This window comes from Streptomyces sp. NPDC127197, assembly GCF_042672405.1.
GTDB lineage: Bacteria > Actinomycetota > Actinomycetes > Streptomycetales > Streptomycetaceae > Streptomyces > Streptomyces flavusporus.
This window is the reverse complement of sequence record NZ_JBHXVG010000012.1, coordinates 96,829-121,958: the sequence shown is the minus strand read 5'-3', so window position 1 is coordinate 121,958 and position 25,130 is coordinate 96,829. Positions and strand designations below refer to the sequence as shown.

At 70.5% G+C, this 25,130-nt stretch carries 20 protein-coding genes; 17 read left to right on the top strand and 3 right to left on the bottom strand.

Translation table 11 applies throughout. The features are described 5' to 3' along the window. Positions 1-151: 151 nt before the first annotated feature. The 6 genes from ACFVJQ_RS20635 to ACFVJQ_RS20610 are packed head-to-tail and all read left to right on the top strand — an operon-like array spanning position 152 to position 3,890. A complete protein-coding gene (locus ACFVJQ_RS20635) occupies positions 152-403 on the top strand; it encodes a hypothetical protein (RefSeq protein ID WP_385785698.1) in 252 nt (83 codons plus the stop codon). Next, positions 400-822 (top strand): helix-turn-helix domain-containing protein, encoded by a 423-nt coding sequence (locus ACFVJQ_RS20630; RefSeq protein WP_385785695.1) that lies wholly within the window; start codon positions 400-402, stop codon positions 820-822. The genes ACFVJQ_RS20635 and ACFVJQ_RS20630 overlap by 4 nt, the downstream gene beginning before the upstream one ends. Then, a complete protein-coding gene (locus tag ACFVJQ_RS20625; RefSeq protein ID WP_385785692.1) occupies positions 819-1,034 on the top strand; it encodes a hypothetical protein in 216 nt (71 codons plus the stop codon). Before ACFVJQ_RS20630 ends, ACFVJQ_RS20625 begins: the two co-directional genes overlap by 4 nt. Further along, positions 1,031-2,458 (top strand): replication initiator protein RepSA, encoded by a 1,428-nt coding sequence (gene repSA / locus ACFVJQ_RS20620; RefSeq protein ID WP_385785689.1) that lies wholly within the window; start codon positions 1,031-1,033, stop codon positions 2,456-2,458. The genes ACFVJQ_RS20625 and repSA overlap by 4 nt, the downstream gene beginning before the upstream one ends. Next, positions 2,455-2,649, top strand: a complete 195-nt coding sequence (locus ACFVJQ_RS20615) for a helix-turn-helix transcriptional regulator (RefSeq protein WP_385785686.1) — start codon at positions 2,455-2,457, stop codon at positions 2,647-2,649. Before repSA ends, ACFVJQ_RS20615 begins: the two co-directional genes overlap by 4 nt. Beyond that, positions 2,649-3,890: a tyrosine-type recombinase/integrase gene (locus ACFVJQ_RS20610; RefSeq protein WP_385785683.1), complete on the top strand. Its 1,242-nt coding sequence runs from the start codon at positions 2,649-2,651 to the stop codon at positions 3,888-3,890. The genes ACFVJQ_RS20615 and ACFVJQ_RS20610 overlap by 1 nt, the downstream gene beginning before the upstream one ends. A 20-nt stretch (positions 3,891-3,910) precedes the next feature. Here the strand turns inward: ACFVJQ_RS20610 and ACFVJQ_RS20605 are convergent, their stop codons facing one another. Next, positions 3,911-5,029 (bottom strand): CAP domain-containing protein, encoded by a 1,119-nt coding sequence (locus ACFVJQ_RS20605; RefSeq protein WP_385785680.1) that lies wholly within the window; start codon positions 5,027-5,029, stop codon positions 3,911-3,913. A 212-nt stretch (positions 5,030-5,241) separates the two neighbouring features. Here ACFVJQ_RS20605 and ACFVJQ_RS20600 point away from each other — a divergent pair, with 212 nt between their 5' ends. From ACFVJQ_RS20600 to ACFVJQ_RS20585, 4 genes are all read left to right on the top strand, one after another. Beyond that, the gene (locus ACFVJQ_RS20600; RefSeq protein ID WP_385512910.1) at positions 5,242-5,523 is read left to right on the top strand and encodes an acylphosphatase; all 282 of its coding nucleotides are present in this window, start codon (positions 5,242-5,244) and stop codon (positions 5,521-5,523) included. Positions 5,524-5,904: 381 nt separating this feature from the next. Then, complete coding sequence (locus tag ACFVJQ_RS20595; RefSeq protein ID WP_129801581.1) at positions 5,905-6,111, top strand: hypothetical protein; 207 nt, start codon at positions 5,905-5,907, stop codon at positions 6,109-6,111. 206 nt (positions 6,112-6,317) lie between these two features. Beyond that, on the top strand, positions 6,318-10,064 hold the full coding sequence (locus ACFVJQ_RS20590; RefSeq protein WP_385785676.1) for an AAA family ATPase: 3,747 nt from the start codon (positions 6,318-6,320) through the stop codon (positions 10,062-10,064). A 210-nt stretch (positions 10,065-10,274) separates the two neighbouring features. After that, the gene (locus ACFVJQ_RS20585) at positions 10,275-11,690 is read left to right on the top strand and encodes a sugar porter family MFS transporter (RefSeq protein WP_385785673.1); all 1,416 of its coding nucleotides are present in this window, start codon (positions 10,275-10,277) and stop codon (positions 11,688-11,690) included. Between the two features lie 87 nt (positions 11,691-11,777). Here the strand turns inward: ACFVJQ_RS20585 and ACFVJQ_RS20580 are convergent, their stop codons facing one another. Beyond that, positions 11,778-12,746 (bottom strand): LLM class flavin-dependent oxidoreductase, encoded by a 969-nt coding sequence (locus tag ACFVJQ_RS20580; RefSeq protein ID WP_385512907.1) that lies wholly within the window; start codon positions 12,744-12,746, stop codon positions 11,778-11,780. 160 nt (positions 12,747-12,906) lie between these two features. On the opposite strand from ACFVJQ_RS20580, the gene ftsY reads away from it, so the two are divergent. Next, positions 12,907-14,112, top strand: a complete 1,206-nt coding sequence (ftsY, locus tag ACFVJQ_RS20575; RefSeq protein WP_385785670.1) for a signal recognition particle-docking protein FtsY — start codon at positions 12,907-12,909, stop codon at positions 14,110-14,112. Between the two features lie 155 nt (positions 14,113-14,267). On the opposite strand, the gene ACFVJQ_RS20570 is transcribed toward ftsY, so the two are convergent. Then, positions 14,268-14,930 carry a bifunctional DNA primase/polymerase gene (locus ACFVJQ_RS20570; RefSeq protein WP_385785667.1) on the bottom strand — a complete coding sequence of 221 codons (663 nt, stop codon included), beginning with the start codon at positions 14,928-14,930 and terminating at the stop codon, positions 14,268-14,270. Between the two features lie 444 nt (positions 14,931-15,374). Between ACFVJQ_RS20570 and ACFVJQ_RS20565 the strand changes: the two genes are divergently transcribed. The 6 genes from ACFVJQ_RS20565 to ftsH all read left to right on the top strand — a co-directional run bounded on the left by ACFVJQ_RS20565 (position 15,375) and on the right by ftsH (position 25,109). Then, a complete protein-coding gene (locus ACFVJQ_RS20565; protein WP_385512904.1) occupies positions 15,375-16,850 on the top strand; it encodes a hypothetical protein in 1,476 nt (491 codons plus the stop codon). 405 nt (positions 16,851-17,255) lie between these two features. Continuing rightward, positions 17,256-18,596, top strand: coding sequence for an ammonium transporter (locus ACFVJQ_RS20560; protein WP_129801586.1), 1,341 nt, complete (start codon positions 17,256-17,258; stop codon positions 18,594-18,596). Next, on the top strand, positions 18,593-18,931 hold the full coding sequence (locus ACFVJQ_RS20555; protein ID WP_003997576.1) for a P-II family nitrogen regulator: 339 nt from the start codon (positions 18,593-18,595) through the stop codon (positions 18,929-18,931). The genes ACFVJQ_RS20560 and ACFVJQ_RS20555 overlap by 4 nt, the downstream gene beginning before the upstream one ends. Before the next feature lie 23 nt (positions 18,932-18,954). Continuing rightward, positions 18,955-21,402, top strand: coding sequence for a [protein-PII] uridylyltransferase (locus ACFVJQ_RS20550; protein WP_385512903.1), 2,448 nt, complete (start codon positions 18,955-18,957; stop codon positions 21,400-21,402). Positions 21,403-21,516: 114 nt separating this feature from the next. After that, positions 21,517-23,067: a signal recognition particle protein gene (gene ffh / locus ACFVJQ_RS20545; RefSeq protein WP_385512902.1), complete on the top strand. Its 1,551-nt coding sequence runs from the start codon at positions 21,517-21,519 to the stop codon at positions 23,065-23,067. Between the two features lie 98 nt (positions 23,068-23,165). Further along, entirely contained in the window at positions 23,166-25,109 is a 1,944-nt protein-coding gene (ftsH, locus tag ACFVJQ_RS20540; RefSeq protein ID WP_385785662.1) for an ATP-dependent zinc metalloprotease FtsH, read from the top strand. The last annotated feature ends 21 nt before the right edge of the window (positions 25,110-25,130 follow it).

The following is a 25,130-nucleotide window of genomic DNA, read 5'->3' as shown; positions in this document are numbered from 1 at the left end:
ATCTGCCCCTGGGTCTTGCGCTGAACCTTGTGGCAACTAATCTAGGTAACACAAGAGAAGTTAGACAGGTTGCCCTGTCTTACCCGGAGAGCGGCGCCCTACCGCCAAGCAAGCCGCCGCCCTCCTTCGTCCCTTGAAGGGAGCTTCCATCATGCCTGCAAGGCTCGTTGGTCCGCTGTCGGTCTCGCTGTCTCGCTGGGACGTCGGCGTGACGCAGACTCCGTCTCCGTGCATGTCCTGCGGGGCCGCCGCCGCTGACTGGGGCTGGCTGCGACACGGGGACGCCGGGGTCCTGATGCACGACGTCAACTCGGAGCCGTTCCCCTGCCCGACCGGTCGGGCCTTCGACTGGGAGACTGGCGAGGACATGCCTGCCATGGCCTCCGAGGCGGTGGCCGCATGACCGTCTCTCCTGTCATCCCGCTGACTGATCACACCCATCCCGCCGTGCAGCCCCCGGCCAAGCGTCCCGCTGACACACCGCTGGCGCAGACACGTGCGGCCCGTGGCTGGTCTCAGCTCCAGGTGATCCGGTCCCTGATGCGGTTAGCTGAGCACTGGGGCTGGCCGATCGCCTCCGAGAACTCGCTGAAGGTCCAGCTCTCCCGCTGGGAGAACGGCGCCAACCAGCCGAACCAGACCTATCAGGTGCTGCTCTGCGCGGTCCTGCGGGCCACTCCGGCAGAGCTGGGCTTCGGCCGCGCCGACCGCCCGACCGCTCCGATTCTCGGTCAGGACGTGGCCGCGCTCGCCGATCGTGTTCAGGCCCTGGAAGCCCTGGTGATCCAGCTCTCCGCGCGGCTCGGGGCGGTGGCGGCATGAGCCTGTTCCCCTCCTGCCTGGACCTGCTGGAGCGGCCGGTGACCTGCCCCGGCTGCCACGTCCACGCCCCGCTGTGGACCTGGGTACGCATCGATGGCCTGCGCGTGCTCACCCATGACGGGGACGTGATCTGCCCGGCTGACCGCACCTTCGGTGCCCTGACCGGTCCCGAACCGTCGCCCGTAGTCGAGTCGCTGGGGGTGGCTGCGTGACGGTGTTCCCCGTCGCCCCTGAGGCCGTGGCCGGTGCTGCGGCCTCCCTGGGCACCGACCCCCTGACCCTGGCCGACCTGCTGCGAGTCGCCAGCTCACCCGGCTTCGACCGGTGGCAAGAGCAGATCAAGCGCACGGGCGGCTGCTCGAACCCCATCCGCCTGAGGGGCCAGACGCTCACCCGCGACGCCAAGACCGGTGACGTCCTGTACTCCTACAGCACCGAGCATGAGCCGGGCGGCATGCTCCGGGTGGCCTGCGGCAACCGGCGTGCCTCGCGCTGTCCCTCGTGCGCCTGGACGTATGCCGGGGACGTCTACCACCTGATCCGCGCCGGGATCACTGGTGATCCCCGGATGGGCATCCGCGGCGAGATCCGCCAGCACCCCGGCGTGTTCGCCACCCTCACCGCACCCTCCTTCGGCCCCGTGCACAACCGGCCCGACACCGGCCGCTGCCGCTGCGGCGCCCGGCACGCCGAGGACGACCCCGCGCTTGGCACGGCCCTGGACCCGGAGCGGTACGACTACGCCGGGGCGGTGCTGTGGAACAACCACGCAGGCGACCTGTGGCGCCGCTTCACCATCTACCTGCGCCGGGAGGTCGCCGCCCGTGCGGGCCTGACTCAGTCGGCTATGAAGGAGGTGTGCCGGGTCTCCTTCGGCAAGGTCGCCGAGTTCCAGAAGCGGGGCGCCGTGCACTTCCACGCCGTGGTGCGCCTCGACGGACCCGACGGGCCCGACTCCCCGCCCCCGGCCTGGGCCACGGTCCCCGTCCTGGACGACGCGATCCGCGCCGCCGCCGCTCGCGTCGCGGTGCCGGTGCCGTCCGCCGGCGCTTTCGCCGGACGCGTTCTGCGCTGGGGCTCCCAAGTCGACGTCCAGGCGATCGGCGGCATGGACGGTGTGGAGCTGACCGATCAGGCGGTCGCCTCCTACGTCGCCAAGTACGCCACCAAAGCGGCTGAGACCACCGAGACCGTAGACCGCCGGATCGGGGAGCTCTCCGAACTCGACAAGCTGCCGCTGCCCGCGCACACCCGGCGCCTGATCGAAGCCTGCTGGGTGCTCGATGACGCCTACCCGGATCGGCTGCTGGCCCGGTGGGCTCACATGCTCGGCTTCCGCGGCCACTTCATGACCAAGTCGCGCGCCTATTCCTCGACGCTGACCGAGCGCCGCCAGGTCCGCGCCGACTACCGCGCCCGGCAGGAACGCCGCGAACGCGGGCTTCCCGAAGACCTCGACGAAACGGAGGGCACCACGCTCACCCTCGCCCACTGGACCTACGCCGGACAGGGCCACAGCCCCGGCGAATCCTGGCTCGCTGCCTCGATCGCCCGGGACCTGCGCATCAACCGCGAGACAGCACGCGAAGCACTCACTGACCTGCACGGCATGGACGACATGGAGGTGTGGGCATGAAGCGCTCGCTGCCCGACCGCTACCTGACCCCGGTCGACCTGGCCGACCTCCTCGGCGTCCCGGTCGAGACCGTCTACCAGTGGCGCCGCAAGCAGACCGGACCGCGCGGCTTCCGCGTCGGCCGGCACCTCCGCTTCGACCCCGAAGACGTCCGCGTCTGGGTCCAGTCCCAGATGGAAGAGGCAGCCTGATGGCCGGACACGTCCAAGACCGCTGGTACAAGGTCGAGACCGACGCCGACGGCAAGACCGTCAAGGTCAAGACCGACCGCTTCGGAGTCGGCTTGCGCTACCGCGCCCGATACGTCGGCCCCGACGGCTCCGAGAAATCCAAGAGCTTCCCGGACAAGCAGAAGCGCAAGGCGGAGCAGTGGCTGTCCAACATCGAGGCGGACATGTCGCGTGGCGACTACGTCAATCCGGACGCGGGCAAGGTCACGTTCGAGCAGTACGCCACTGAGTGGATGACTACTCAGATCACGGATCCCCTGACGCGTGAGTCTGTCGAGAGTCGGCTACGGCTCCATGCGATCCCGTACCTGGGAACTCGGCCTATGGGGTCGTTCACGCCGTCGCATCTCCGGTTGTGGCTACGAACGTTGGAGGATCGAGGGCTGTCGGCAGGGTACCGGCGCGGGATCTTTGCGCACGTCTCGACGGTCTTCACTGCCGCTGTTGAGGACCGAGTCATCCGTGAGAATCCGTGCAGGGCTCGATCTGTTCGGGCGCCTCGGCTGGAGCCTCGCAAGGTCAAGCCCTGGTCTGTCGAACGGGTCATGGCCGTTCGCGCTGCGCTGCCGGACCCCTATCAGGCCCTCGTCAGCGTGGCGGCCGGCCTCGGCTTACGACAGGGGGAAGCCTTCGGCCTGGCCGTGGAAGACGTGGACTTCTTGGGCGGCGTCGTGCACGTCGTGCGCCAGGTCAAGCTCCTCCAACGCCACCGGCCGGTGTTCGCTCCACCCAAGGGCGGCAAGGAGCGAGACGTTCCCCTGCCTGAGTCCGTCGCCTTCGCGCTCGCCGCGCACCTGAAGCGTCATCCGCCTACCGAGATCACGTTGCCGTGGAAGACCCTCGATGGCCCACCGGTCACAGCGTCGCTGCTCTTCACCGGTTCCGCTGGCCTGGCGCTGGACCGTAACCGCTTCAACGATCGCGTCTGGCGTCCGGCTCTACGGGCCGTGGACGTCGAGACGGGCCGGGACAACGGCATGCACGCGCTGAGGCACTTCTACGCCTCGGTCCTCTTGGACGCGGGGGAGAGCGTCAAGGCGTTGAGCGAGTACCTGGGCCACCACGACCCCGGCTTCACGCTTCGTACGTACACGCACCTGATGCCGTCGAGTGAGACCCGGACCAGGGCCGCCGTAGATCGCGTCTTTGAGGACCACGAACCTGCGGATGACGGCCCCGAGACGGCCCAGGAAGGTTCTTAGGTCTTTGACCTGCGGTTATCTCAGTACCCGAAGTTCTGGGTCCACCACGGGCCGCCGGAGCCGTAGTGCACTCCCACACCCAGCGTCTTGAAGTCGCAGTTCAGGATGTTGGCGCGGTGGCCCGGGCTGTTCATCCAGGCGTCCATCACGGCCTGGGCGTCGGCCTGGCCCCGGGCTATGTTCTCGCCGCCCAGGCTGGTTATCCCGGCCGCCTCCGCCCGGTCCCACGGAGTGGCGCCGCTCGGGTCGGTGTGGTCGAAGAAGCCCTGCGCGGCCATGGCGTCGCTGAAGTCGCCGGCGAGCTCGGCCAGCGCGCTGTTCGCGGCCAGCGGGCTGCAGCCGGCCTTCGCGCGCTCCTCGTTGACGAGCTTGAGCACCTCGGCCTCGGCGGCGGACTCCGCGGAGATCGGCGAGGACGGGGCGCTGGTCTTCTCGGGCGCCTTCGTGGCCGCTTCGTTCCGGGAGGGCGTCGTCTTCGGCTTCTTCGACGGTGTGGTCTGCGTCGGCTCCTCGACGGGGGCCTTGTCGGCCGGCGGGGCCGACGGCTTCGACGTCGAGGCCGAGGGGGACGGGGAGGGGGAGCTGGAACGCTCGGTGTCCCGGCTCGCCGGCGGAGTGCTGTCGCGGCTCTCGTCGGCGCTGCCGGACGTGCCGCCCTGCTGCGTCTCGGTGTTGGTCGGGATGTCGGTGGTCTGCACCTTGTCCCCGCTGCCGCCGCCGAGGGTGTAGCTGTCACCGCCGGGCAGTACACCCGTGGCGACCGCGACCGTGCCGATCGCGACCGCCGCGGAGACGCCCAGCAGGCCGGTGCGAACCGGCGTCACACCCTTCTTCTTACGGCGGCGGTGCGAGCCCCCGTCCCGGGGCCCGTCACCGGGCAGGTACCCGTCGCTCGAGAAGACCACCGTGTCGGCGGCGCGCTCGTGGTCGTCCGGGGCGAAGAGATAGGCCTCGCTCTTCGTCACGGCCTCGGCGTACGCCTCCGGGTTCAGATACGGTGCGATGCCGGGCGCGGCCTGGCCGCCCCCGTACGAGTGCTGCGGGTCGTGGCCCCCCACGGCTGAGCCGTGTGTCTCGTTGCCCCCCGTGGCGCGGCCCGTGGCGGCGCGGCCGGCGGCGGAGCGTCGGTGGCGTCCCATGTCCTGGCCTTCCTCGTCCTCGCGGTCGACTCGTCCGTCCGTTCGTCCGCACGGTGCATCTGCACGATTCGTCCGTGTGCGGTTCGTCCGTGCGGTCAAGCAAACCCACTCGATCGAGTGAGTTTCATATGAGATTCATTGGGGCTGGACGGTACCGCATGGCGCTGGGGGAGGAAGTGTCCCGAGAGACATTGGCCGGTTAGGTTGCACCCATGAGCGAGGATGTGCGGCTGGTCGCCTGGGTGCGAGGACGCGTCCAAGGTGTGGGTTTTCGCTGGTTCACGCGCGCCAAGGCGCTCGAGATCGGCGGCCTGAGTGGTTTTGCTCTCAATTTGGACGACGGTCGGGTCCAGGTGGTCGCGGAGGGTTCCCGCGAGGGCTGTCAGGGACTGCTCGACTGGCTCCAGGGCGACGACACGCCCGGACGTGTGGAGGGAGTGACCGAGATCTGGGACACACCCCGCGGCGGCTACGACGGCTTCGCCGTGCGCTGACCCGGCAGGGCCGAAAGGGTGGTGCGGCACCGACGGGGTATGTCACCGGCAGCTGCCCCGAGTGGAAACGACCAGGTGGTTGCCAAGAAGCGCTTGCCGTGGCAGGCTCCACACGCAAGGATGATCGCCACGCCTTGAGGGCCCCGCAGGAGTCGTCGCGCCGCCGTTTCCCGGCCGTGCACCCCGGGTTGCTCGCCGATACGGGGCGTGATCGTGTTGACCGTCAAACTTTTTGGTGAGACGCTGAAAGCCCCGCGCACCTTAGCTGTTTGGCATGGATGAACGGCAGCACAACTCCACAGTGCCAAGCGGCCGCGGGTGCGAAATCCCTCACGACCCACACCGCATCGGTCGGTCACTCAGTGTGGAGGACCATCCATCATGGCAAAGGCGCTTCTCGGTTACGTCGGCGGCTCCGACCCTCGACTCCTCGCCGAGATGCGACGGCTCCAGCAGCGCGTCCAGGACCTCGAATCCGAGCTCGTACGGATCCAGGCGGAGAACGACGCGCTGGCGGCTGCCGCTTCTCACCACGACAGGATCATGGAGAGCGTCGACGCACACCAGGCGGAGCCTGCGCTCACCTGATCGCTGCATCGCACAACGACAGCAGTGGTTGGGAGCCCGTAACAACCGCTAAGTTGTCAGAAGTTGCAAGGGACGCCTCGGCGTCCCTTCTTTCTTTCCCCCGCGCATCCTTTCAGCCTCTTTAACGTTTGGTGTGCCCTGCACGTTCAGGGGCGAAACCGCGGGTTCATGGAGTGAGACAACCCCGGGAGGTAGAGTCCAGCGGCGTGCACCTCAAGGCCCTGACCCTCCGTGGGTTCAAATCGTTCGCCTCGGCCACGACGCTCCGGTTCGAGCCGGGCATCACGTGTGTCGTCGGACCGAACGGCTCGGGCAAGTCCAACGTCGTGGACGCGCTCAGCTGGGTCATGGGGGAGCAGGGCGCCAAGTCGCTGCGCGGCGGCAAGATGGAGGACGTCATCTTCGCCGGCACCACCGGGCGCCCGCCGCTCGGCCGCGCCGAGGTGTCGCTGACCATCGACAACTCCGACGGGGCCCTGCCCATCGAGTACGCCGAGGTCACCATCACGCGGATCATGTTCCGCAACGGCGGCAGCGAGTACCAGATCAACGGCGACACCTGCCGGCTGCTCGACATCCAGGAACTGCTCTCCGACTCCGGCATCGGCCGCGAGATGCACGTCATCGTCGGCCAGGGCCAGCTCGACTCCGTGCTGCACGCCGACCCCATGGGCCGTCGTGCCTTCATCGAAGAGGCCGCGGGCGTCCTGAAGCACCGCAAGCGCAAGGAGAAGGCGCTGCGGAAGCTGGACGCGATGCAGGCCAACCTCGCGCGCGTGCAGGACCTGACGGACGAACTGCGCCGCCAGCTCAAGCCCCTCGGCCGGCAGGCCGCGGTCGCCCGCAGGGCCGCCGTGATCCAGGCCGACCTCAGGGACGCTCGCCTTCGCCTCCTCGCCGACGATCTCGTACGGCTGCGGGAGGCGCTCGAGGCCGAGGTCGCCGACGAGGCCGCGCTCAAACAGCGCAAGGAGGCCGCCGAGCAGGAACTGAGGAAGGCGCTCCAGCGCGAGGCGCTCCTGGAGGACGAGGTACGGCAGCTCACGCCCCGCCTCCAGCGTGCCCAGCAGACCTGGTACGAGCTCTCCCAGCTCGCCGAACGGGTGCGCGGCACCATCTCGCTGGCCGACGCGCGCGTGAAGAGCGCGACCTCCGCCCCGCCCGAGGAGCGGCGCGGCCGCGACCCCGAGGACATGGAACGCGAGGCCCACCGCATCCGCGAGCAGGAGGCCGAGCTCGAGGCGGCTCTGGAGGCGGCGCAGCGGGCACTGGACGACACGGTCGCCCATCGAGCCGAACTGGAGCGCGAACTCGCCCTCGAGGAACGCCGGCTGAAGGACGCGGCCCGCGCCATCGCCGACCGCCGTGAGGGACTGGCCCGGCTGAACGGCCAGGTCGGCGCGGCCCGTTCCCGCGCGGCCTCCGCCCAGGCCGAGATCGACCGCCTCGCCGCCGCCCGCGACGAGGCGCAGGAGCGGGCGTTCGCCGCGCAGGAGGAGTACGAGGCGCTCAAGGCCGAGGTCGACGGCCTCGACGCCGGTGACGCGGAACTGGCCGAGCGGCACGAGGCGGCGAAGCAGCAGCTCGCGCAGGCGGAGGCCGCACTCGCCGCCGCTCGTGAGGCGACCACGGCGGCGGAACGCAGCCGGGCCGCGACGCAGGCCCGCCATGAGGCCCTCGCCCTGGGACTGCGCCGCAAGGACGGCACCGGCGCCCTGCTCGGCGCGAAGGATCGTCTCACCGGTCTGCTGGGTCCGGCCGCAGAGCTGCTGACGGTGACGCCGGGCCACGAGGTCGCCCTGGCCGCCGCCTTCGGCGCAGCAGCCGACGCCATCGCCGTGACGACCCCGGCATCGGCAGCGGACGCCATCCGCCTCCTGCGCAAACAGGACGCGGGCCGCGCGGCCCTGCTGCTGGCGGGAGCGCTGGAAGACACGGACGGGGGAGGCCGGAGCGCCGACGTGGGGGCATCGGGCGGGGTGGTGCCCGCGGAGCGTGGTGCGGGTGTTTCGGGCGGTGCGACGCCCGGGGAGCGTGGCGCGGATGCTTCAGGCGGGGCGACGACCGCCGACGCCGGCCCCCGGGCCGGTGACGCCTCGCCCGCGGGCGCCGGTGCTCCTCCCGCCGTATCCGGGGAAGCGCGCCCCGATGGTCCGTCGTATGCCGCTGATCTCGTGCGGGGACCCGCCGAGCTCATGCCCGCGGTGCGGCGGCTGCTGCGGGGGATCGTCGTCGTCGGGACGCTGGAGGACGCCGAGGAGCTCGTGTACGCGCGGCCCGATCTCACCGCCGTCACCGCCGAGGGGGATCTGCTCGGGGCGCACTTCGCTCACGGGGGGTCCGCCGGGGCGCCCAGTCTGCTCGAGGTGCAGGCGTCGGTGGACGAGGCGGCCGCCGAGCTGGACAAGCTGGCCGTGCGGTGCGAGGAGCTGGCCGAGGTGCAGGCCGCGGCCGGCGAGCGGCGCAAGGAGGCCGCCGCGCTCGTCGAGGGCCTGGGCGAACGGCGTCGGGCCGCCGACCGCGAGAAGTCGGCGGTGGCACAGCAGCTCGGCCGGCTCGCCGGGCAGGCCCGGGCGGCCGCGGGGGAGGCCGAGCGCAGCGTGGCCGCCACGGCACGCGCCCAGGAGGCGCTCGACAAGGCGCTTCAGGAGGTCGAGGAGCTCGCCGAACGGCTCGCCGTCGCCGAGGAGATGCCGGTCGAGGAGGAGCCAGACACCTTCGTACGGGACCGGCTCGCCGCCGACGGTGCCAACGCACGGCAGACCGAGATGGAGGCCCGGCTTCAGGTCCGTACGCACGAGGAACGGGTCAAGGGGCTCGCCGGGCGGGCCGACTCACTGGACCGGGCCGCCCGCGCGGAACGCGAGGCACGCGCGCGTGCCGAGCAGCGGCGGGCGCGCCTCAGGCACGAGGCGTCCGTCGCACAAGCCGTCGCCTCCGGCGCGCGCCAGCTCCTCGCGCACGTCGAGGTCTCCCTCGCCCGCGCGGACGAGGAGCGCACCGTCGCCGAGGCGGCCAAGGCACAGCGCGAGCAGGAGCTGGCCGCCGCCCGCACCGAGGGCCGTGACCTCAAGGCCGAGCTCGACAAGCTCACGGACTCCGTGCACCGCGGTGAGGTGCTCGGCGCCGAGAAGCGGCTGCGGATCGAGCAGTTGGAGACCAAGGCGCTGGAGGAGCTGGGCGTGGAGCCGGCGGGGCTGGTCTCCGAGTACGGCCCGCATCAGCTCGTACCGCCCTCGCCGCCCGCCGAGGGCGAGGAGCTGCCGGAGGATCCCGAGCACCCGCGCAACCAGCCGAAGCCGTTCGTCCGGGCGGAGCAGGAGAAGCGGCTGAAGTCGGCCGAGCGGGCGTACCAGCAGCTCGGCAAGGTGAACCCGCTGGCGCTGGAGGAGTTCGCGGCGCTGGAGGAACGGCACAAGTTCCTCAGCGAGCAGTTGGAAGACCTGAAGAAGACGCGTGCCGACCTCCTCCAGGTGGTGAAGGAGGTGGACGAGCGCGTCGAGCAGGTGTTCACCGAGGCCTACCGGGACACGGCCCGGGAGTTCGAGGGCGTCTTCAGCCGGCTGTTCCCGGGCGGCGAGGGCCGGCTCGTGCTGACGGACCCCGACAACATGCTCACCACGGGCGTGGACGTCGAGGCGCGGCCGCCGGGCAAGAAGGTCAAGCGGCTCAGCCTGCTCTCCGGCGGCGAGCGGTCGCTGACGGCCGTGGCGCTGCTGGTGTCGATCTTCAAGGCCCGGCCCAGTCCGTTCTATGTGATGGACGAGGTCGAGGCGGCGCTCGACGACACGAACCTGCAGCGGCTGATCCGGATCATGCAGGAGCTGCAGGAGGCCTCGCAGCTCATCGTCATCACGCACCAGAAGCGGACGATGGAGGTCGCCGACGCGCTGTACGGCGTCTCCATGCAGGGCGACGGTGTGTCGAAGGTCATCAGTCAGCGGCTCCGGTAACTGCGTGCGGTCTACACCTGTCGCGACCTGCACTTCCAAATGAGTTCAACTTGTGAACACAAGCACCCACCCCTGCGCGAGAAAGTCACAGCAAAGAACCTATTGACTTCGAAACCTGAAGGCATAGTCTCTGCAACGTTGCTTTTACCTTCAGGTTGAAGGGCTCACCACCACCCCGGCAGCGACGCCGGTGGCCCGAGGAGTTACCACGTGACCAGCACAGCGCAGGCACCTCAGCAAGGAGCCAAGGCGGCACCCCCCGAACATCTGGGGCACGTCGTCTTCATCACTGCCGCAGCCGCCATGGGTGGCTTCCTCTTCGGCTATGACAGCTCCGTCATCAACGGAGCCAACGGCGGCATCCAGGCTCGCTTCGACCTCAGCTCCGGTGCCACCGGCACCGTCGCCGCCTGCGCCCTGCTGGGCAGTGCCGTCGGTGCCGCCCTCGCCGGCCGGATCGCGGACCGCATCGGCCGTATCCGCGTGATGCAGATCGCGGCGGTGCTGTTCGCCGTGAGCGCCGTCGGCTCCGGCCTTCCGTTCGCCGCGTGGGACCTCGCCGCCTGGCGTGTCCTCGGCGGTATAGCCATCGGTATGGCCTCGGTCATCGGCCCCGCCTACATCGCCGAGGTCGCCCCGCCGGCGTACCGAGGCAGGCTCGCCTCCTTCCAGCAGGCAGCGATCGTCATCGGCATCGCCGTCTCGCAGCTCGTCAACTGGGCCATCCTCAACATGGCCGACGGCGAGGAGCGCGGGCAGATCGCGGGCATCGAGGCCTGGCAGTGGATGCTGGGCGTGATGGTCGTACCGGCCGTGATCTACGGCCTGCTGTCCTTCGCCATCCCCGAGTCGCCGCGCTTCCTGATCAGCGTGGGCCGGGTCGACGACGCCAAGAAAGTGCTCGCCGACGTCGAGGGCGACATCAACCTGGACGCCCGCGTCGCCGAGATCGACGAGGCCATGCGCAGCGACCACAAGTCGACGTTCCGGGACCTGCTGGGCGGCAGGTTCGGCCTGCTGCCGATCGTCTGGATCGGTATCGGCCTCTCCGTCTTCCAGCAGCTGGTCGGCATCAACGTCATCTTCTACTACTCGAACCTGCTGTGGCAGTCCGTCGGTGTCGACCCGTCGAGCTCGTTCTTCTACTCGTTCGAGACCTCGATCATCAACATCATCGGCACCGTGATCGCGATGATCTTCGTCGACCGCATCGGCCGCAAGCCGCTCGCCCTGATCGGCTCGATCGGCATGGGCATCTCGCTGGCACTGGCCGCCTGGGCCTTCTCCTACCAGAGCGGCAACGACCCGCTGCCGACCGCCCAGGGTGTTGTCGCGCTGATCGCCGCCAACGCGTTCGTGCTGTTCTTCGCCCTGTCCTGGGGTGTGGTCGTCTGGGTCATGCTCGGTGAGGTCTTCCCGAACAAGATCCGTGCCGCCGCGCTCGGTGTGGCCGCCTCGGCCCAGTGGATCGCCAACTGGGCGATCACGATCACCTTCCCGGACCTGGCGGAGTGGAACCTGTCGCTCACCTACGTGATGTACGCGGTGTTCGCCTTCCTCTCCATCCCGTTCATCCTCAAGTTCGTGCCCGAGACCAAGGGCAAGACGCTGGAGGAGATGGGCTGACCCGCCCCCTGATCCCGGGGAGAAGGGCCAAGTCCCCGCTGCCCCTCTCCTCGTACTCGTGAGAGACGTACTGCCCCGGCTCGCAGATCATGTGAGCCGGGGCAGTACGTCGTCGCAGAACAGGTGCAGGCTGCGCCAGCCCTCCTCCAGCGGCATCCCGCCCACGAGCGGATGCAGGACGAGGTTGTCGAGCCCCTGTGCCACGCACTCGTCCGGTGTGAGGACCCGGTAGACGCCCTCGGCGCGCAGCTCGTCCACCGTCGTCGCCGTCGAACGCACCGCCGAGCGGATACCGGCCGACTGCCAGGAGGCGTACGTCCGCGCCTCGTGCAGGAAATGCCCGCCGTACGTCGCCCAGGTCCGGTCGGGGTCCTCGGCGAGGTGCAGGAGCGGGGTCTCGGCGGCGGGCATCATGGTCCAGCCCTCGGTGCCGTATTCGACCAGCCGCTCCTTGTAGTAGGCCTCCAGCTCGGGCAGATGGGCGCTGGGGAAGAAGGGCAGGCCGAGGCGGGCGGCCCGGCGGGCGGCGGCCTTCGAGGAGCCGCCGACCAGCAGCAGGGGGTGCGGATCGGAGTACGGGCGCGGGGTGACCCGTACCGTACGGCCCCGGTACTCGAACTCCTCGCCGGTCCAGGCCTTCAGCACCGTCTCCAGCAGCTCGTCCTGCAGCCGCCCGCGCCGCTTCCACTCCACGTCGAACTGGGCGTACTCCTCCGGCCGGTACCCGATCCCCGCGACGGTCACGAGCCGCCCGCCGCCGAGCAGATCCAGTACGGCGATGTCCTCGGCCAGTCGCAGCGGGTCGTGCAGCGGGCCGATGACCGCCGACACGGTGACCGCGAGGTGCCGGGTGGCGCCGAGGACCGCTCCGGCGAAGGTGAACGGCGAGGGCAGCCAGTTGTTCGCGACGCCGTGGTGCTCCTCCGTCTGCACGGTGGTGATCCCCCGGTCGTCGGCGTACGCGGCCATCTCCAGGGCGGCCCGGTAGCGGGCGTGGAGGGAGGCGGGGGTGGCGCCGGGCTCGACGAGGTTGAAACGGACGACCGTGACGGGCATGGGAGGGTCTCCCTTCACCGGGCGGGTGTGGAGGGGGACAGTAGCTGACGGAGTGTCAGACAGCCAGGGTCATGCTGATGTGCGCCTGACACGACGACGCCTCTTGGAGGAATGCACAAGATGGGCCCGGCGGACCCTCATGGCTAATACTGGACGCGTTATGGAAATCGTCATCCTTGCTGTAGTCATCGCCGTGGTCGTGCTCGGCGCGCTCGGCGGGCTCATCGTCGGCAGCCGGCGCCGCAAGTCGCTGCCCCCGCCGCCCACCACGCCCGACATCACCGCCCCTCCGGCCGAGCCGCACGTCGGCGACGAGGCCGAGACGCCGCGCGACGAACCGCGCCGCACGATCGAGGAGGTGGACCTCCCGGACGGCTCGGCCCCGGTCACCGTCGAGGAACCGCCCCTTCCCGAACTCGTAGTCCCCCCGATCGAGGTCCCCGAGCCCACCGCCGGCCGGCTCATCCGGCTGCGCGCCCGGCTCTCCCGGTCCCAGAACGCCCTCGGCAAGGGGCTGCTCACGCTGCTGTCGCGCGAGCATCTCGACGAGGAGACCTGGGAGGAGATCGAGGACACCCTGATCACCGCCGACGTCGGTGTGCAGCCCACCCAGGAGCTGGTCGAACGGCTCCGCGAGCGCGTGAAGGTGCTCGGCACCCGCACCCCCGAGGAGCTGCGCGGCCTGCTGCGCGAGGAGCTGCTCACCCTGATCGGCCCCGACCTCGACCGCGTCGTGAAGACCGAGCCGGAGACCAGCAAGCCCGGCATCGTGATGGTCGTCGGCGTCAACGGCACCGGCAAGACCACCACCACCGGCAAGCTCGCCCGCGTGCTGGTCGCCGATGGGCGCAGCGTCGTCCTGGGCGCCGCCGACACCTTCCGGGCCGCCGCCGCCGATCAGCTCCAGACCTGGGGCGAGCGGGTCGGCGCCCACACCGTGCGCGGGCCGGAGGCCGGCGACCCCGCCTCGGTCGCCTTCGACGCGGTCAAGGAAGGCAAGGAGATCGGCGCCGACGTCGTGCTCATCGACACCGCCGGCCGTCTGCACACCAAGACCGGCCTCATGGACGAGCTCGGCAAGGTCAAGCGCGTCGTCGAGAAGCACGCCCCGCTGGACGAGGTGCTGCTCGTGCTGGACGCGACCACCGGCCAGAACGGTCTCGTACAGGCCCGCGTCTTCGCCGAGGTCGTCGACATCACCGGCATCGTCCTCACCAAGCTGGACGGCACCGCCAAGGGCGGCATCGTCGTCGCCGTACAGCGCGAGCTCGGCGTCCCGGTCAAGCTGGTCGGGCTGGGCGAGGGCGCGGACGATCTGGCGCCGTTCGAGCCGGAGGCGTTCGTGGATGCGCTCATCGGTGACTGATCCACCGGACCCGTATCGCGAAGAAGCGCCCGCCCCAGCTGAAAACTGGGGACGGGCGCTGCTCCTTTTGCGCCGGAACCAGCGCCGCTTTCGCGGACGTGGTTGCTCGCCGTCGTGGTACCTCAATTGATGGTTGCGCTGCCTGGGTGGCAGGACTACGCCCGTGACCTGTGCGCCACATAAGCCAGCGTCCCCAGCAGCAGCCGCGCCGCCGGAGGCTTCGTGGCCGAGTCCAGGTCGGGCGGGCGCAGCCAGCGGACCGGGCCGAGGCCGGCGCGGTCGGAGGGCGGGGCCGTGATGTACGTACCGGGGCCCAGGCCGCGCAGGTCGAGGCTCGGGTCGTCCCAGCCCATGCGGTAGAGCAGCGCGGGAAGCTGGGACGCGGAGCCGGGGGCCACCAGGAAATGGGCGCGGCCGTCCGGGGTGGCGGTGACGGGGCCGAGGGGGAGGCCCATGCGCTCCAGCCGGACCAGCGAGCGCCGCCCGACCGGCTCGGCGACCTCGATCACGTCGAACGCGCGCCCGACCGGCAGCATCACCGCGGCGCCCGGCACCTCGGCCCAGGCCTCGGTCACCGCGTCCAGCGTCGCTCCGGCCGGCACCTCGGACGCGAAGTCCAGTGGATGCGCACCCGGCGCCCGGCACTCGGGGCGGCCGCAGGAGCAGACGCCCGCGGCGGCCCGGGCGCCCGGGACGACGTCCCAGCCCCACAGCCCGGTGTACTCGGCCACGGCGGTGCACTCCGACGAGCGGCCGCGGCGGCGCGAGCCGGACCGGATGTCGCGGATCCCTCGACTGCTGCCGATCGTGAAGCCCATGCCCCCTCCAACGGGTCCGGCGCACCGGTGGTTACGAGACGGAATCGGAATGTGACTCTGCGTCTCCGCCTTCCCGGTGTCGCGCGAATCCAGTCGGCGCCCGGAAGTGCCCCGGGTGGTGCGTCCGGCGGCGCGCGCCCCTGTGTGCAACGCTGCGCTCACTCCTGTCCGTCCTATGTCAAGTGAATCGTCTGGAGGCGAGCGGGAGTTCATTCGAAGGGGTGGCGAATGGTGGCGATTCCGGGATCGCCGTGGCTGGAACGGTGATCGTAGGATTACTTTGAGTGCACGCCACCCGGGGCACATGCGCTGGTGGGTATGCCCGAGGCAAGCCGGTTGCTCGTTCGAAGAGTGAGAACCGCCGGACGACGGCCGCATCGACGGGCATTCTGATAGGGCTTGGCGCACTTGGTGACAAGCGGTCTGAGGGATGGGGGCGTTCCAGTGGGCGGCAACGGCGGAAGCGGGATGAACGCTGAGAAGCGCCCGAATGAGCTGTTGGGCTCGTGGTTCGTGCGCAGCGGCTGGTCCAAGGGCGAGCTCGCGCGGCAAGTGAACCGCAGGGCACGCCAGTTGGGGGCCAACCACATCTCCACGGACACCTCGCGGGTGCGCCGCTGGCTGGACGGGGAGAATCCCCGCGAGCCGATCCCCAGGATCCTGTCGGAGCTGTTCTCCGAGCGGTTCGGCTGCGTCGTCTCCATCGAGGATCTCGGCCTGCGCACCGCCCGCCAGGCGCCCTCCACGACGGGTGTCGACCTGCCCTGGACGGGCCCGCAGACGGTGGCCCTGCTCGGCGAGTTCTCGCGCAGCGACCTGATGCTGGCGCGGCGCGGCTTCCTCGGGACCTCGCTGGCCCTGTCGGCGGGCCCGGCCCTGATCGAGCCGATGCAGCGCTGGCTGGTCCCCGCCCCGTCCGCCCCGCAGCCGGAGCCCGCGTCGGTGCCCGCCAGCCGCGCGCGCGGGCGGCTGTCCAGGCCCGAGCTGGACCTGCTGGAGACCACCACGGTGATGTTCCGCCAGTGGGACGCCCAGTGCGGCGGCGGTCTGCGCCGCAAGGCGGTCGTCGGCCAGCTGCACGAGGTGACGGACCTGCTCCAGGAGCCCCAGCCGGAGGCCACCACCCGCAGGCTGTTCAAGGTCGCCGCCGAGCTGGCCGAGCTGGCCGGCTGGATGTCGTACGACGTGGGGCTCCAGCCCACCGCGCAGAAGTACTTCGTGCTCGCCCTGCACGCCGCCAAGGAGGCCGGCGACAAGCCGCTCGGCTCGTACATCCTCTCCAGCATGAGCCGCCAGATGATCCACCTCGGGCGGCCCGAGGACGCCCTGGAGCTGATCCACCTCGCGCAGTACGGCAGCCGCGACTGCGCGAGCCCGCGCACCCAGTCGATGCTGTATGCGATGGAGGCCCGCGCCTACGCCAACATGGGCCAGCCCGGCAAGTGCAAGCGGGCCGTGCGGATGGCCGAGGACACCTTCACCGAGGCCGACGACTGGGACGAGCCGGACCCTGACTGGATCAGCTTCTTCTCCGAGGCCGAGCTGTACGGCGAGAACTCCCACTCCTTCCGCGACCTCGCCTATGTCGCCGGCCGCAGCCCCACCTACGCCTCCCTCGCCGAGCCGCTGATGCGGCGGGCCGTGGAGCTGTTCGCGCAGGACGGCGAGCACCAGCGGTCGTATGCGCTCAACCTCATCGGCATGGCCACCGTGCACCTGCTCCAGCGCGAGCCCGAGCGGAGCGCCGAGTTCGCCGACCGGGCCATGACGGTCGCCAAGAAGGTCCGCTCCGAGCGGGTCAACACTCGTATCCGAAAGACCGTCGACACCGCTGCCCGCGACTTCGGTGATCTCGCCGAGGTCGTGGACCTCACCGACAAGCTCGCCGTCGAGCTTCCGGAGACCGCCGAGGCGGTCTGAGCACCCCGCCGAACCCCTGAACTCCGGCCGCGGCCGGCCCTCCCGAACTGCCCGACTCGGCTCCCCCATGCCAGGTCATCGGAAGGCCGCCCGCGGCCGGGCCGGGTTTGTGCTCGCTTTGTGCGCCTGAACCGGCGCCGCTCTCGCGGAGGTGGCCGGCCGCGGCCGGGGTCCCTCAACGGTGGTCATCGCCGAAGGTTGCGCCACGATAACGATCGGCTCGGCCGCCATCCGGCAGTTCATCAACGCGTAACACGCAGGGCGCCTTCGTCACCGTCGCGAAACAACGAGGGGCTTCCACCGAAACGGCGCTGCGCCAATCTCGTGGCCCATAACCGGCCCACCCCTCATGACCGCTCAAGGCTTCGCCCGCACGGGGCCGTATCCAACGACGAGGAGACGCCGATGGCACCAGCCATCACGCTTGCCGCAGAGACGGAGCTCTCTGCCGCCAACACAGGCTTCATGCTCATCTGTTCCGCCCTGGTGATGCTGATGACTCCGGGCCTGGCCTTCTTCTACGGAGGCATGGTCCGCGTCAAGAGCACCCTGAACATGCTGATGATGAGCTTCATCAGCCTCGGGATCGTCACCATCCTGTGGGTGCTGTACGGCTTCTCCCTCGCCTTCGGCACGGACTCCGGCAGCATCATCGGCTGGAGCTCGGACTACGTCGGCTTCACCGGGATCGGCACCGCAGACCTCTGGAGCGGCTACACCATCCCGGTCTACGTCTTCGCCGTCTTCCAGCTGATGTTCGCGATCATCACGCCCGCCCTGATCAGCGGCGCCCTCGCGGACCGTGTGAAGTTCACGGCGTGGGCGCTGTTCGTCGCCCTGTGGGCCACGGTCGTCTACTTCCCGGTCGCGCACTGGGTCTGGGGCACCGGTGGCTGGGCCTTCGAGCTGGGTGTGATCGACTTCGCCGGCGGTACAGCGGTCCACATCAACGCCGGTGCCGCGGCGCTCGGCGTGATCCTCGTCATCGGCAAGCGGGTCGGCTTCAAGAAGGACCCGATGCGCCCGCACAGCCTGCCGCTGGTCATGCTCGGTGCCGGTCTGCTGTGGTTCGGCTGGTTCGGCTTCAACGCCGGCTCCTGGCTCGGCAACGACGATGGCGTCGGCGCGCTGATGTTCGTCAACACCCAGATCGCCACCGCCGCCGCCATGCTGGCCTGGCTCATCTACGAGAAGCTCCGCCACGGCGCGTTCACCACGCTGGGCGCCGCCTCCGGTGCCGTCGCCGGTCTGGTCGCCATCACCCCGGCTGGTGGCGCGGTCGACCCGCTCGGCGCGATCGCGGTCGGCGCCATCGCCGGTCTGCTGTGCGCCATGGCCGTCGGCCTGAAGTACAAGTTCGGCTACGACGACTCGCTCGACGTGGTCGGTGTGCACCTGGTCGGCGGTGTCCTCGGCTCCCTGCTCATCGGCTTCTTCGCCAGCGGCAAGGGCCAGTCCGAGGTCGAGGGCCTCTTCTACGGCGGTGGCCTGGAGCAGTTCTGGAAGCAGTGCGCCGGTGTCTTCGCGGTCCTCGCCTACTCCCTGGTCGCCTCTGCGATCCTCGCCTTCCTGATCGACAAGACGATCGGCATGCGGGTCTCCGAGGACGATGAGGTGGCCGGCATCGACCAGGCCGAGCACGCCGAGACCGCATACGACTTCAGCGGTGCCGGTGGTGGCGCCTCCCGCACCGCCTCCGCCCCCGCGCCGGTCGCCGAAGCTGCGAGCAAGAAGGTAGACGCATGAAGCTCATCACCGCCGTCGTCAAGCCCCACCGGCTCGACGAGATCAAGGAGGCCCTCCAGGCCTTCGGAGTACACGGTCTGACGGTCACCGAGGCGAGCGGCTACGGTCGTCAGAGGGGCCACACCGAGGTCTACCGGGGCGCCGAGTACACGGTCGACCTGGTCCCCAAGATCCGTATCGAGGTGCTGGCCGAGGACGACGACGCCGAGCAGCTGATCGACGTCATCGTGAAGGCGGCCCGCACCGGCAAGATCGGTGACGGCAAGGTCTGGTCCCTCCCGGTCGAGACGGCCGTACGGGTCCGGACCGGCGAGCGCGGACCGGACGCGCTCTGACACAGAGGAACAGGAGTCGCTGGGTGACGAGCACGGGCGTACGGACGGAAGCAGAGGACTCGGGACCCAGCGGCTACGCGGCGGCCCGGCTGCGCCTCCTCACGGAGGGGGCGCAGTCCGGGCCGCCGCGCCGTGCCGCCCTGGCCGAGCTGACGGACGACTGGCTGGCCGGGCTCTTCGACGCCGGAGCCGAAGGACTGCGCGGGGTGTCCCTCATTGCGGTCGGCGGCTACGGCCGGGGTGAGCTGTCCCCGCGCAGCGACCTCGACCTGCTCCTGCTGCACGACGGCGGCGACCCCGCCGCGATCGCCGCCCTCGCCGACCGCATCTGGTACCCGGTCTGGGACCTCGGCCTCGCCCTCGACCACTCCGTCCGTACGCCGGCCGAGGCCCGCAAGACGGCCGGCGAGGACCTCAAGGTCCAACTCGGACTGCTGGACGCCCGGCACATCGCCGGCGACCTCGGTGTCACGGCCGGACTCAGGACCGCCGTCCTCGCCGACTGGCGCAACCAGGCCCCCAAACGCCTGCCCGAACTCCAGGAACTGTGCGCCGAACGCGCCGAGCGCCAGGGCGAACTGCAGTACCTCCTGGAGCCGGATCTGAAAGAGGCTCGCGGTGGGCTGCGCGACGCCACCGCCCTGCGTGCCGTCGCCGCCTCCTGGCTGGCCGACGCCCCGCGCGAGGGCCTCGACGACGCCCGGCGCCGGCTGCTCGACGTCCGGGACGCCCTGCACCTGGCCACCGGGCGCGCGACCGACCGGCTCGCGCTCCAGGAGCAGGACCAGGTCGCCGCCGAGCTCGGCCTCCTCGACGCCGACACGCTGCTGCGGCAGGTGTACGAGGCGGCGCGGGTCATCTCGTACGCCAGTGATGTCACCTGGCGTGAAGTGGGGCGCGTGCTGCGGTCGCGCGCCGTGCGGCCACGCCTACGCTCCATGCTGGGCGGTGGGAAACAGGTCGCCGAGCGCTCTCCGCTGGCCGAAGGGGTGGTGGAGCAGGACGGCGAGGTGGTGCTCGCCCGGGCCGCGCGCCCCGACCGCGACCCCGTGCTCCCGTTGCGCGCCGCGGCCGCCGCCGCTCAGGCCGGCCTGCCGCTCTCTCTGCACGCCGTACGGCGCATGGCGGCCGGAGTGCGCCCGCTGCCCACGCCCTGGCCCGCCGAGGCGCGCGAACAGCTTGTGACCCTGCTGGGCTCCGGCCGCCCCACGATCGAGGTCTGGGAAGCCCTGGAGGCCGAGGGCCTGATCACCCGGCTGCTGCCGGACTGGGAGCGGGTTCGCTGCCGGCCGCAGCGCAACGCCGTGCACATCTGGACCGTCGACCGGCATCTCATCGAGACCGCCGTCCGCGCCTCCGAGTTCACCCGCCGGGTCAGCCGCCCCGACCTGCTCCTGGTCGCCGCGCTGCTGCACGACATCGGCAAGGGCTGGCCCGGCGACCACTCGGTGGCCGGCGAGATCATCGCGCGCGATGTGGCCGCCCGTATCGGCTTCGACCGCGCGGACGTGGCCGTCCTCGCCACCCTCGTACGCCATCACCTGCTGCTCATCGAGACCGCGACCCGGCGCGACCTGGAGGATCCGGCCACCGTCCGCTCGGTCGCCGAGGCGGTCGGCACGCAGAGCACGCTGGAGCTGCTGCACGCACTGACCGAGGCCGACGCGCTGGCCACCGGACCGGCCGCCTGGTCGTCCTGGCGCGGCTCGCTCGTCGCCGACCTGGTCAAGCGGGTCGCGGGCGTTCTCGCCGGAGACCCCCTCGACGAACCCGAGGCCGCCGCGCCCACTGCCGAGCAGGAGCGGCTCGCCCTCGAGGCGATCGCGACGGGCAGCCCCGTGCTGGCGCTGCGCGCGCAGACCGAGCCGCCGGCGGAGGAGCAGCAGTCCGGCGATCCGGAGCCGCTCGGCGTGGAGCTACTCATCGCCGTACCGGACCAGCCGGGCGTGCTGCCCGCGGTGGCCGGCGTCCTCGCCATGCACCGTCTGACGGTCCGCACGGCGGAGCTGCGGGCCCTGGAGCTGCCGGAGGGCGTCGAGGGCTCGGTGCTGCTGCTGGACTGGCGGGTCGCCGCCGAGTACGGCTCCCTGCCCCAGGCCGCCCGGCTGCGCGCCGACCTGGTGCGCGCCCTCGACGGCTCCCTGGACATCGCCGCCCGCCTCGCCGAGCGCGACGCCGCCTATCCGCGCCGCCGGGGCGTGGTCGCGCCGCCGCCACGGGTGACGGTCGCCTCGGCCGCGTCCCGCCTCGCCACGGTGATCGAGGTGCGCGCCCAGGATGCGCCGGGACTGCTGTTCCGGATCGGGCGGGCGCTGGAGGACGCCGGCGTACGGGTGCGCAGCGCGCATGTGAGCACGCTGGGCGCCAACGCGGTGGACGCGTTCTATGTCACAGACCCGGAGGGCGCGCCCCTGCCGGGCACGGAGGCGACGGGGGTGGCGCAGAAGCTGGAGGAGGCTCTGCGGGGGTGACCTCGCAGCCTCCTGGCGTTCAGCAGGGTGTAGCCGGTGGGGACGACTTTCTTGCGCGGCCGGATACCCTGGAAGACGCTCACACTGCCCCCGACTCCGAGGACCGACGCCGCCGTGTTCGATACTCTCTCCGATCGCCTCTCAGCGACCTTCAAGAATCTGCGCGGCAAGGGGCGTTTGAGCGAGGCGGACATCGACGCCACCGCGCGCGAGATCCGCATCGCGCTCCTCGAGGCGGACGTGGCGCTGCCGGTCGTCCGGAGCTTCATCAAGAACGTCAAGGAGCGTGCCCTCGGAGCCGAGGTCTCCAGGGCCCTGAATCCGGCCCAGCAGGTCCTGAAGATCGTGAACGACGAGCTCGTCACGATCCTCGGCGGCGAGACCCGGCGGCTGCGGTTCGCCAAGCAGCCGCCGACCGTGATCATGCTGGCGGGTCTGCAGGGTGCCGGTAAGACCACCCTCGCGGGCAAGCTCGGCCGCTGGCTGAAGGAGCAGGGCCACTCGCCGCTCCTGGTCGCCGCCGACCTCCAGCGCCCGAACGCCGTCAACCAGCTGAGCGTCGTCGCCGAGCGGGCCGGGGTCGCGGTCTTCGCGCCCGAGCCGGGCAACGGCGTCGGTGACCCGGTCAAGGTCGCCAAGGACTCCATCGACTTCGCGAAGTCCAGGGTCCACGACATCGTGATCGTGGACACCGCCGGCCGCCTCGGCATCGACGCCGACATGATGCAGCAGGCCGCGGACATCCGGGACGCGGTCTCGCCGGACGAGATCCTCTTCGTCGTCGACGCGATGATCGGTCAGGACGCGGTCAACACCGCCGAGGCCTTCCGGGACGGCGTCGGCTTCGACGGCGTGGTGCTGTCCAAGCTCGACGGTGACGCCCGCGGTGGTGCGGCCCTGTCGATCCGCCAGATCACCGGCAAGCCGATCATGTTCGCGTCGAACGGCGAGAAGCTCGACGACTTCGACGCCTTCCACCCGGACCGGATGGCCTCCCGCATCCTCGACATGGGTGACCTGCTCACCCTGATCGAGCAGGCGGAGAAGACGTTCAGCCAGGAAGAGGCCGAGAAGATGGCCTCCAAGCTGGCGTCCAAGAAGGGCCAGGACTTCACCCTGGACGACTTCCTGGCCCAGATGGAGCAGGTCAGGAAGATGGGCAGCATCTCCAAGCTGCTCGGCATGCTGCCCGGTATGGGACAGATCAAGGACCAGATCAACAACCTCGACGAGCGGGACGTCGACCGCACGGCCGCCATCATCAAGTCGATGACCCCGGGCGAGCGCCAGGACCCGACGATCATCAACGGTTCCCGCCGCGCCCGTATCGCCAAGGGTTCCGGTGTCGACGTCAGCGCGGTGAAGAACCTCGTCGAGCGGTTCTTCGAGGCCCGCAAGATGATGTCCCGCATGGCCCAGGGCGGCGGTATGCCCGGCATGCCGGGGATGCCGGGCATGGGCGGTGGGCCCGGCCGGTCGAAGAAGCAGCCGAAGAAGGCCAAGGGCAAGCAGCGCTCCGGCAACCCGATGAAGCGCAAGCAGCAGGAGCAGGAGGCCGCCGCCCGCCGCGCGGCCGCCGCTCAGAGCGGCAACGCCTTCGGAGTGCCGCAGCAGGGCGGACAGGACTTCGAGCTGCCGGACGAGTTCAAGAAGTTCATGGGCTAGGGCCTGGTCCACGACGCCGGAGGCGCCCTCGATTGGGGGGTGCCTCCGGCGTCGTATGCGCACATGCCGCGGACGCCCGTGTGGCGTAACGTCCCGATATGACCAACCCTGCGCCACCGCGCAAGTCGCCCGAGCAGCCCTGGCGTACCGAGGGCACGCCCGAGGAGCCGCCGAAGCCGCCGTCCGGTGGGCGGCGGATACCCGGCGGCTGGTGGAGCCTCGCCCTCACCGCGCTGGTCCTGTTCGTGCTCGTCAACCTCGCGCTGTCGTTCTTCGGCGACGGGGACGAGCCGACGATCTCGTACACGGAGTTCAGCAGGCAGGTCGACGACGGCAATGTCAGCAAGATCTACTCCAAGGGCGACGCGATCCAGGGCCAGCTGAAGAGGGCCCAGGACAATCCCGAGGGCGACGGGACGTACACGAAGTTCCGGACCCAGCGGCCCGAGTTCGCGGACGACCGGCTCTGGACGGACCTGACCAGGAACAACGTCACCGTCACGGCGGAGCCGGTCGTCCAGCAGCGCAGTCTTCTGGCCAACCTGCTGATCTCGCTGGCGCCGATCCTCCTGCTCGTCGTGCTGTGGATCTTCATCACACGGCGGATGCGGGCGGGCATCGGCGGCGCGGGCGGCATGTTCGGACGCAGAGAGCCGCCCAAGCCCGTCGCGCTGGAGTCGGGGGAGAAGCGCACGACGTTCGCCGACGTGGCGGGCATCGACGAGGTCGCGGGCGAGCTCAACGATGTCGTCGACTTCCTGAAGAACCCCGACGCCTACCGCAGAATGGGTGCCAAGATGCCGCGCGGCGTGCTGCTCGCGGGGCCGCCCGGCACCGGGAAGACGCTGCTCGCGCGGGCGGTGGCCGGGGAGGCGGGCGTGCCGTTCTTCTCCGCGTCGGCCTCCGAGTTCATCGAGATGATCGTGGGCGTGGGCGCCTCCCGCGTACGGGAACTGTTCGCGGAGGCCCGCAAGGTCGCCCCGTCGATCATCTTCATCGACGAGATCGACACCATCGGCCGGGCCCGCGGGGCCGGTGCCGGCATGGGCGGCCATGACGAGCGCGAGCAGACCCTGAACCAGATCCTGACCGAAATGGACGGCTTCTCCGGCTCCGAGGGCGTGATCGTGATCGCCGCGACCAACCGTGCGGACGTCCTGGACCCGGCCCTGACCCGCCCCGGCCGCTTCGACCGGGTGGTCATGGTCGCGCCCCCGGACCGGGGCGGCCGCGAGGCCATCCTCAAGATCCACACCCGCGAGATCCCGCTCGCCCCGGACGTCGACCTCACCCGGGTCGCCCGTACGACCCCGGGAATGACCGGCGCCGAACTCGCCAACCTCGCCAACGAGGCCGCCCTGATCGCGGTCAAGCGAGGGCAGGAGCAGGTGACGCAGACCGACCTTTCGGAAGCGCTGGAGAAGGTTCAACTGGGCGCCGAACGCACACTGGTGATGCCCCAGGAAGAACGCCGGCGCACCGCCTACCACGAGAGCGGCCACGCCCTGCTGGGCATGCTGCAGCCCGGCGCCGACCCGGTCCGCAAGATCACCATCGTGCCGCGCGGAAGGGCACTCGGCGTGACGCTGTCGACACCGGAGTCGGACAAGTACGCGTACACCGAGGACTACCTGCGCGGCCGCATCATCGGCGCACTCGGCGGCATGGCCGCGGAACATGTCGTCTACGGGGTCATCACCACCGGCTCGGAGAGCGACCTCGAACAGGTCACCAACATCGCCCGCGGAATGGTCGCCCGCTGGGGCATGAGCAGACAGGTCGGCCGGCTGTCCGCACTCCCCAACGATGCCCAGCAGACGTACGGCCTGGCCGCGGCACCGCAGACGCTGGACGTGATCGACGGCGAGATGCGGCGGATCGTCGACGAGTGCTACGAGGAGGCGTGCCGCAAACTACGCGACCACCGGCAGCAACTCGACGCCCTGGCGGGGGCATTGCTGGAACGCGAGACGCTGGAGGAGGCGGACGCGTACCGGATCGCCGGGATCTCGCGGCTGACGAAGGGTGACCAGGAGGGGTAGGGGCGCCCCGCCCTTCCTCAC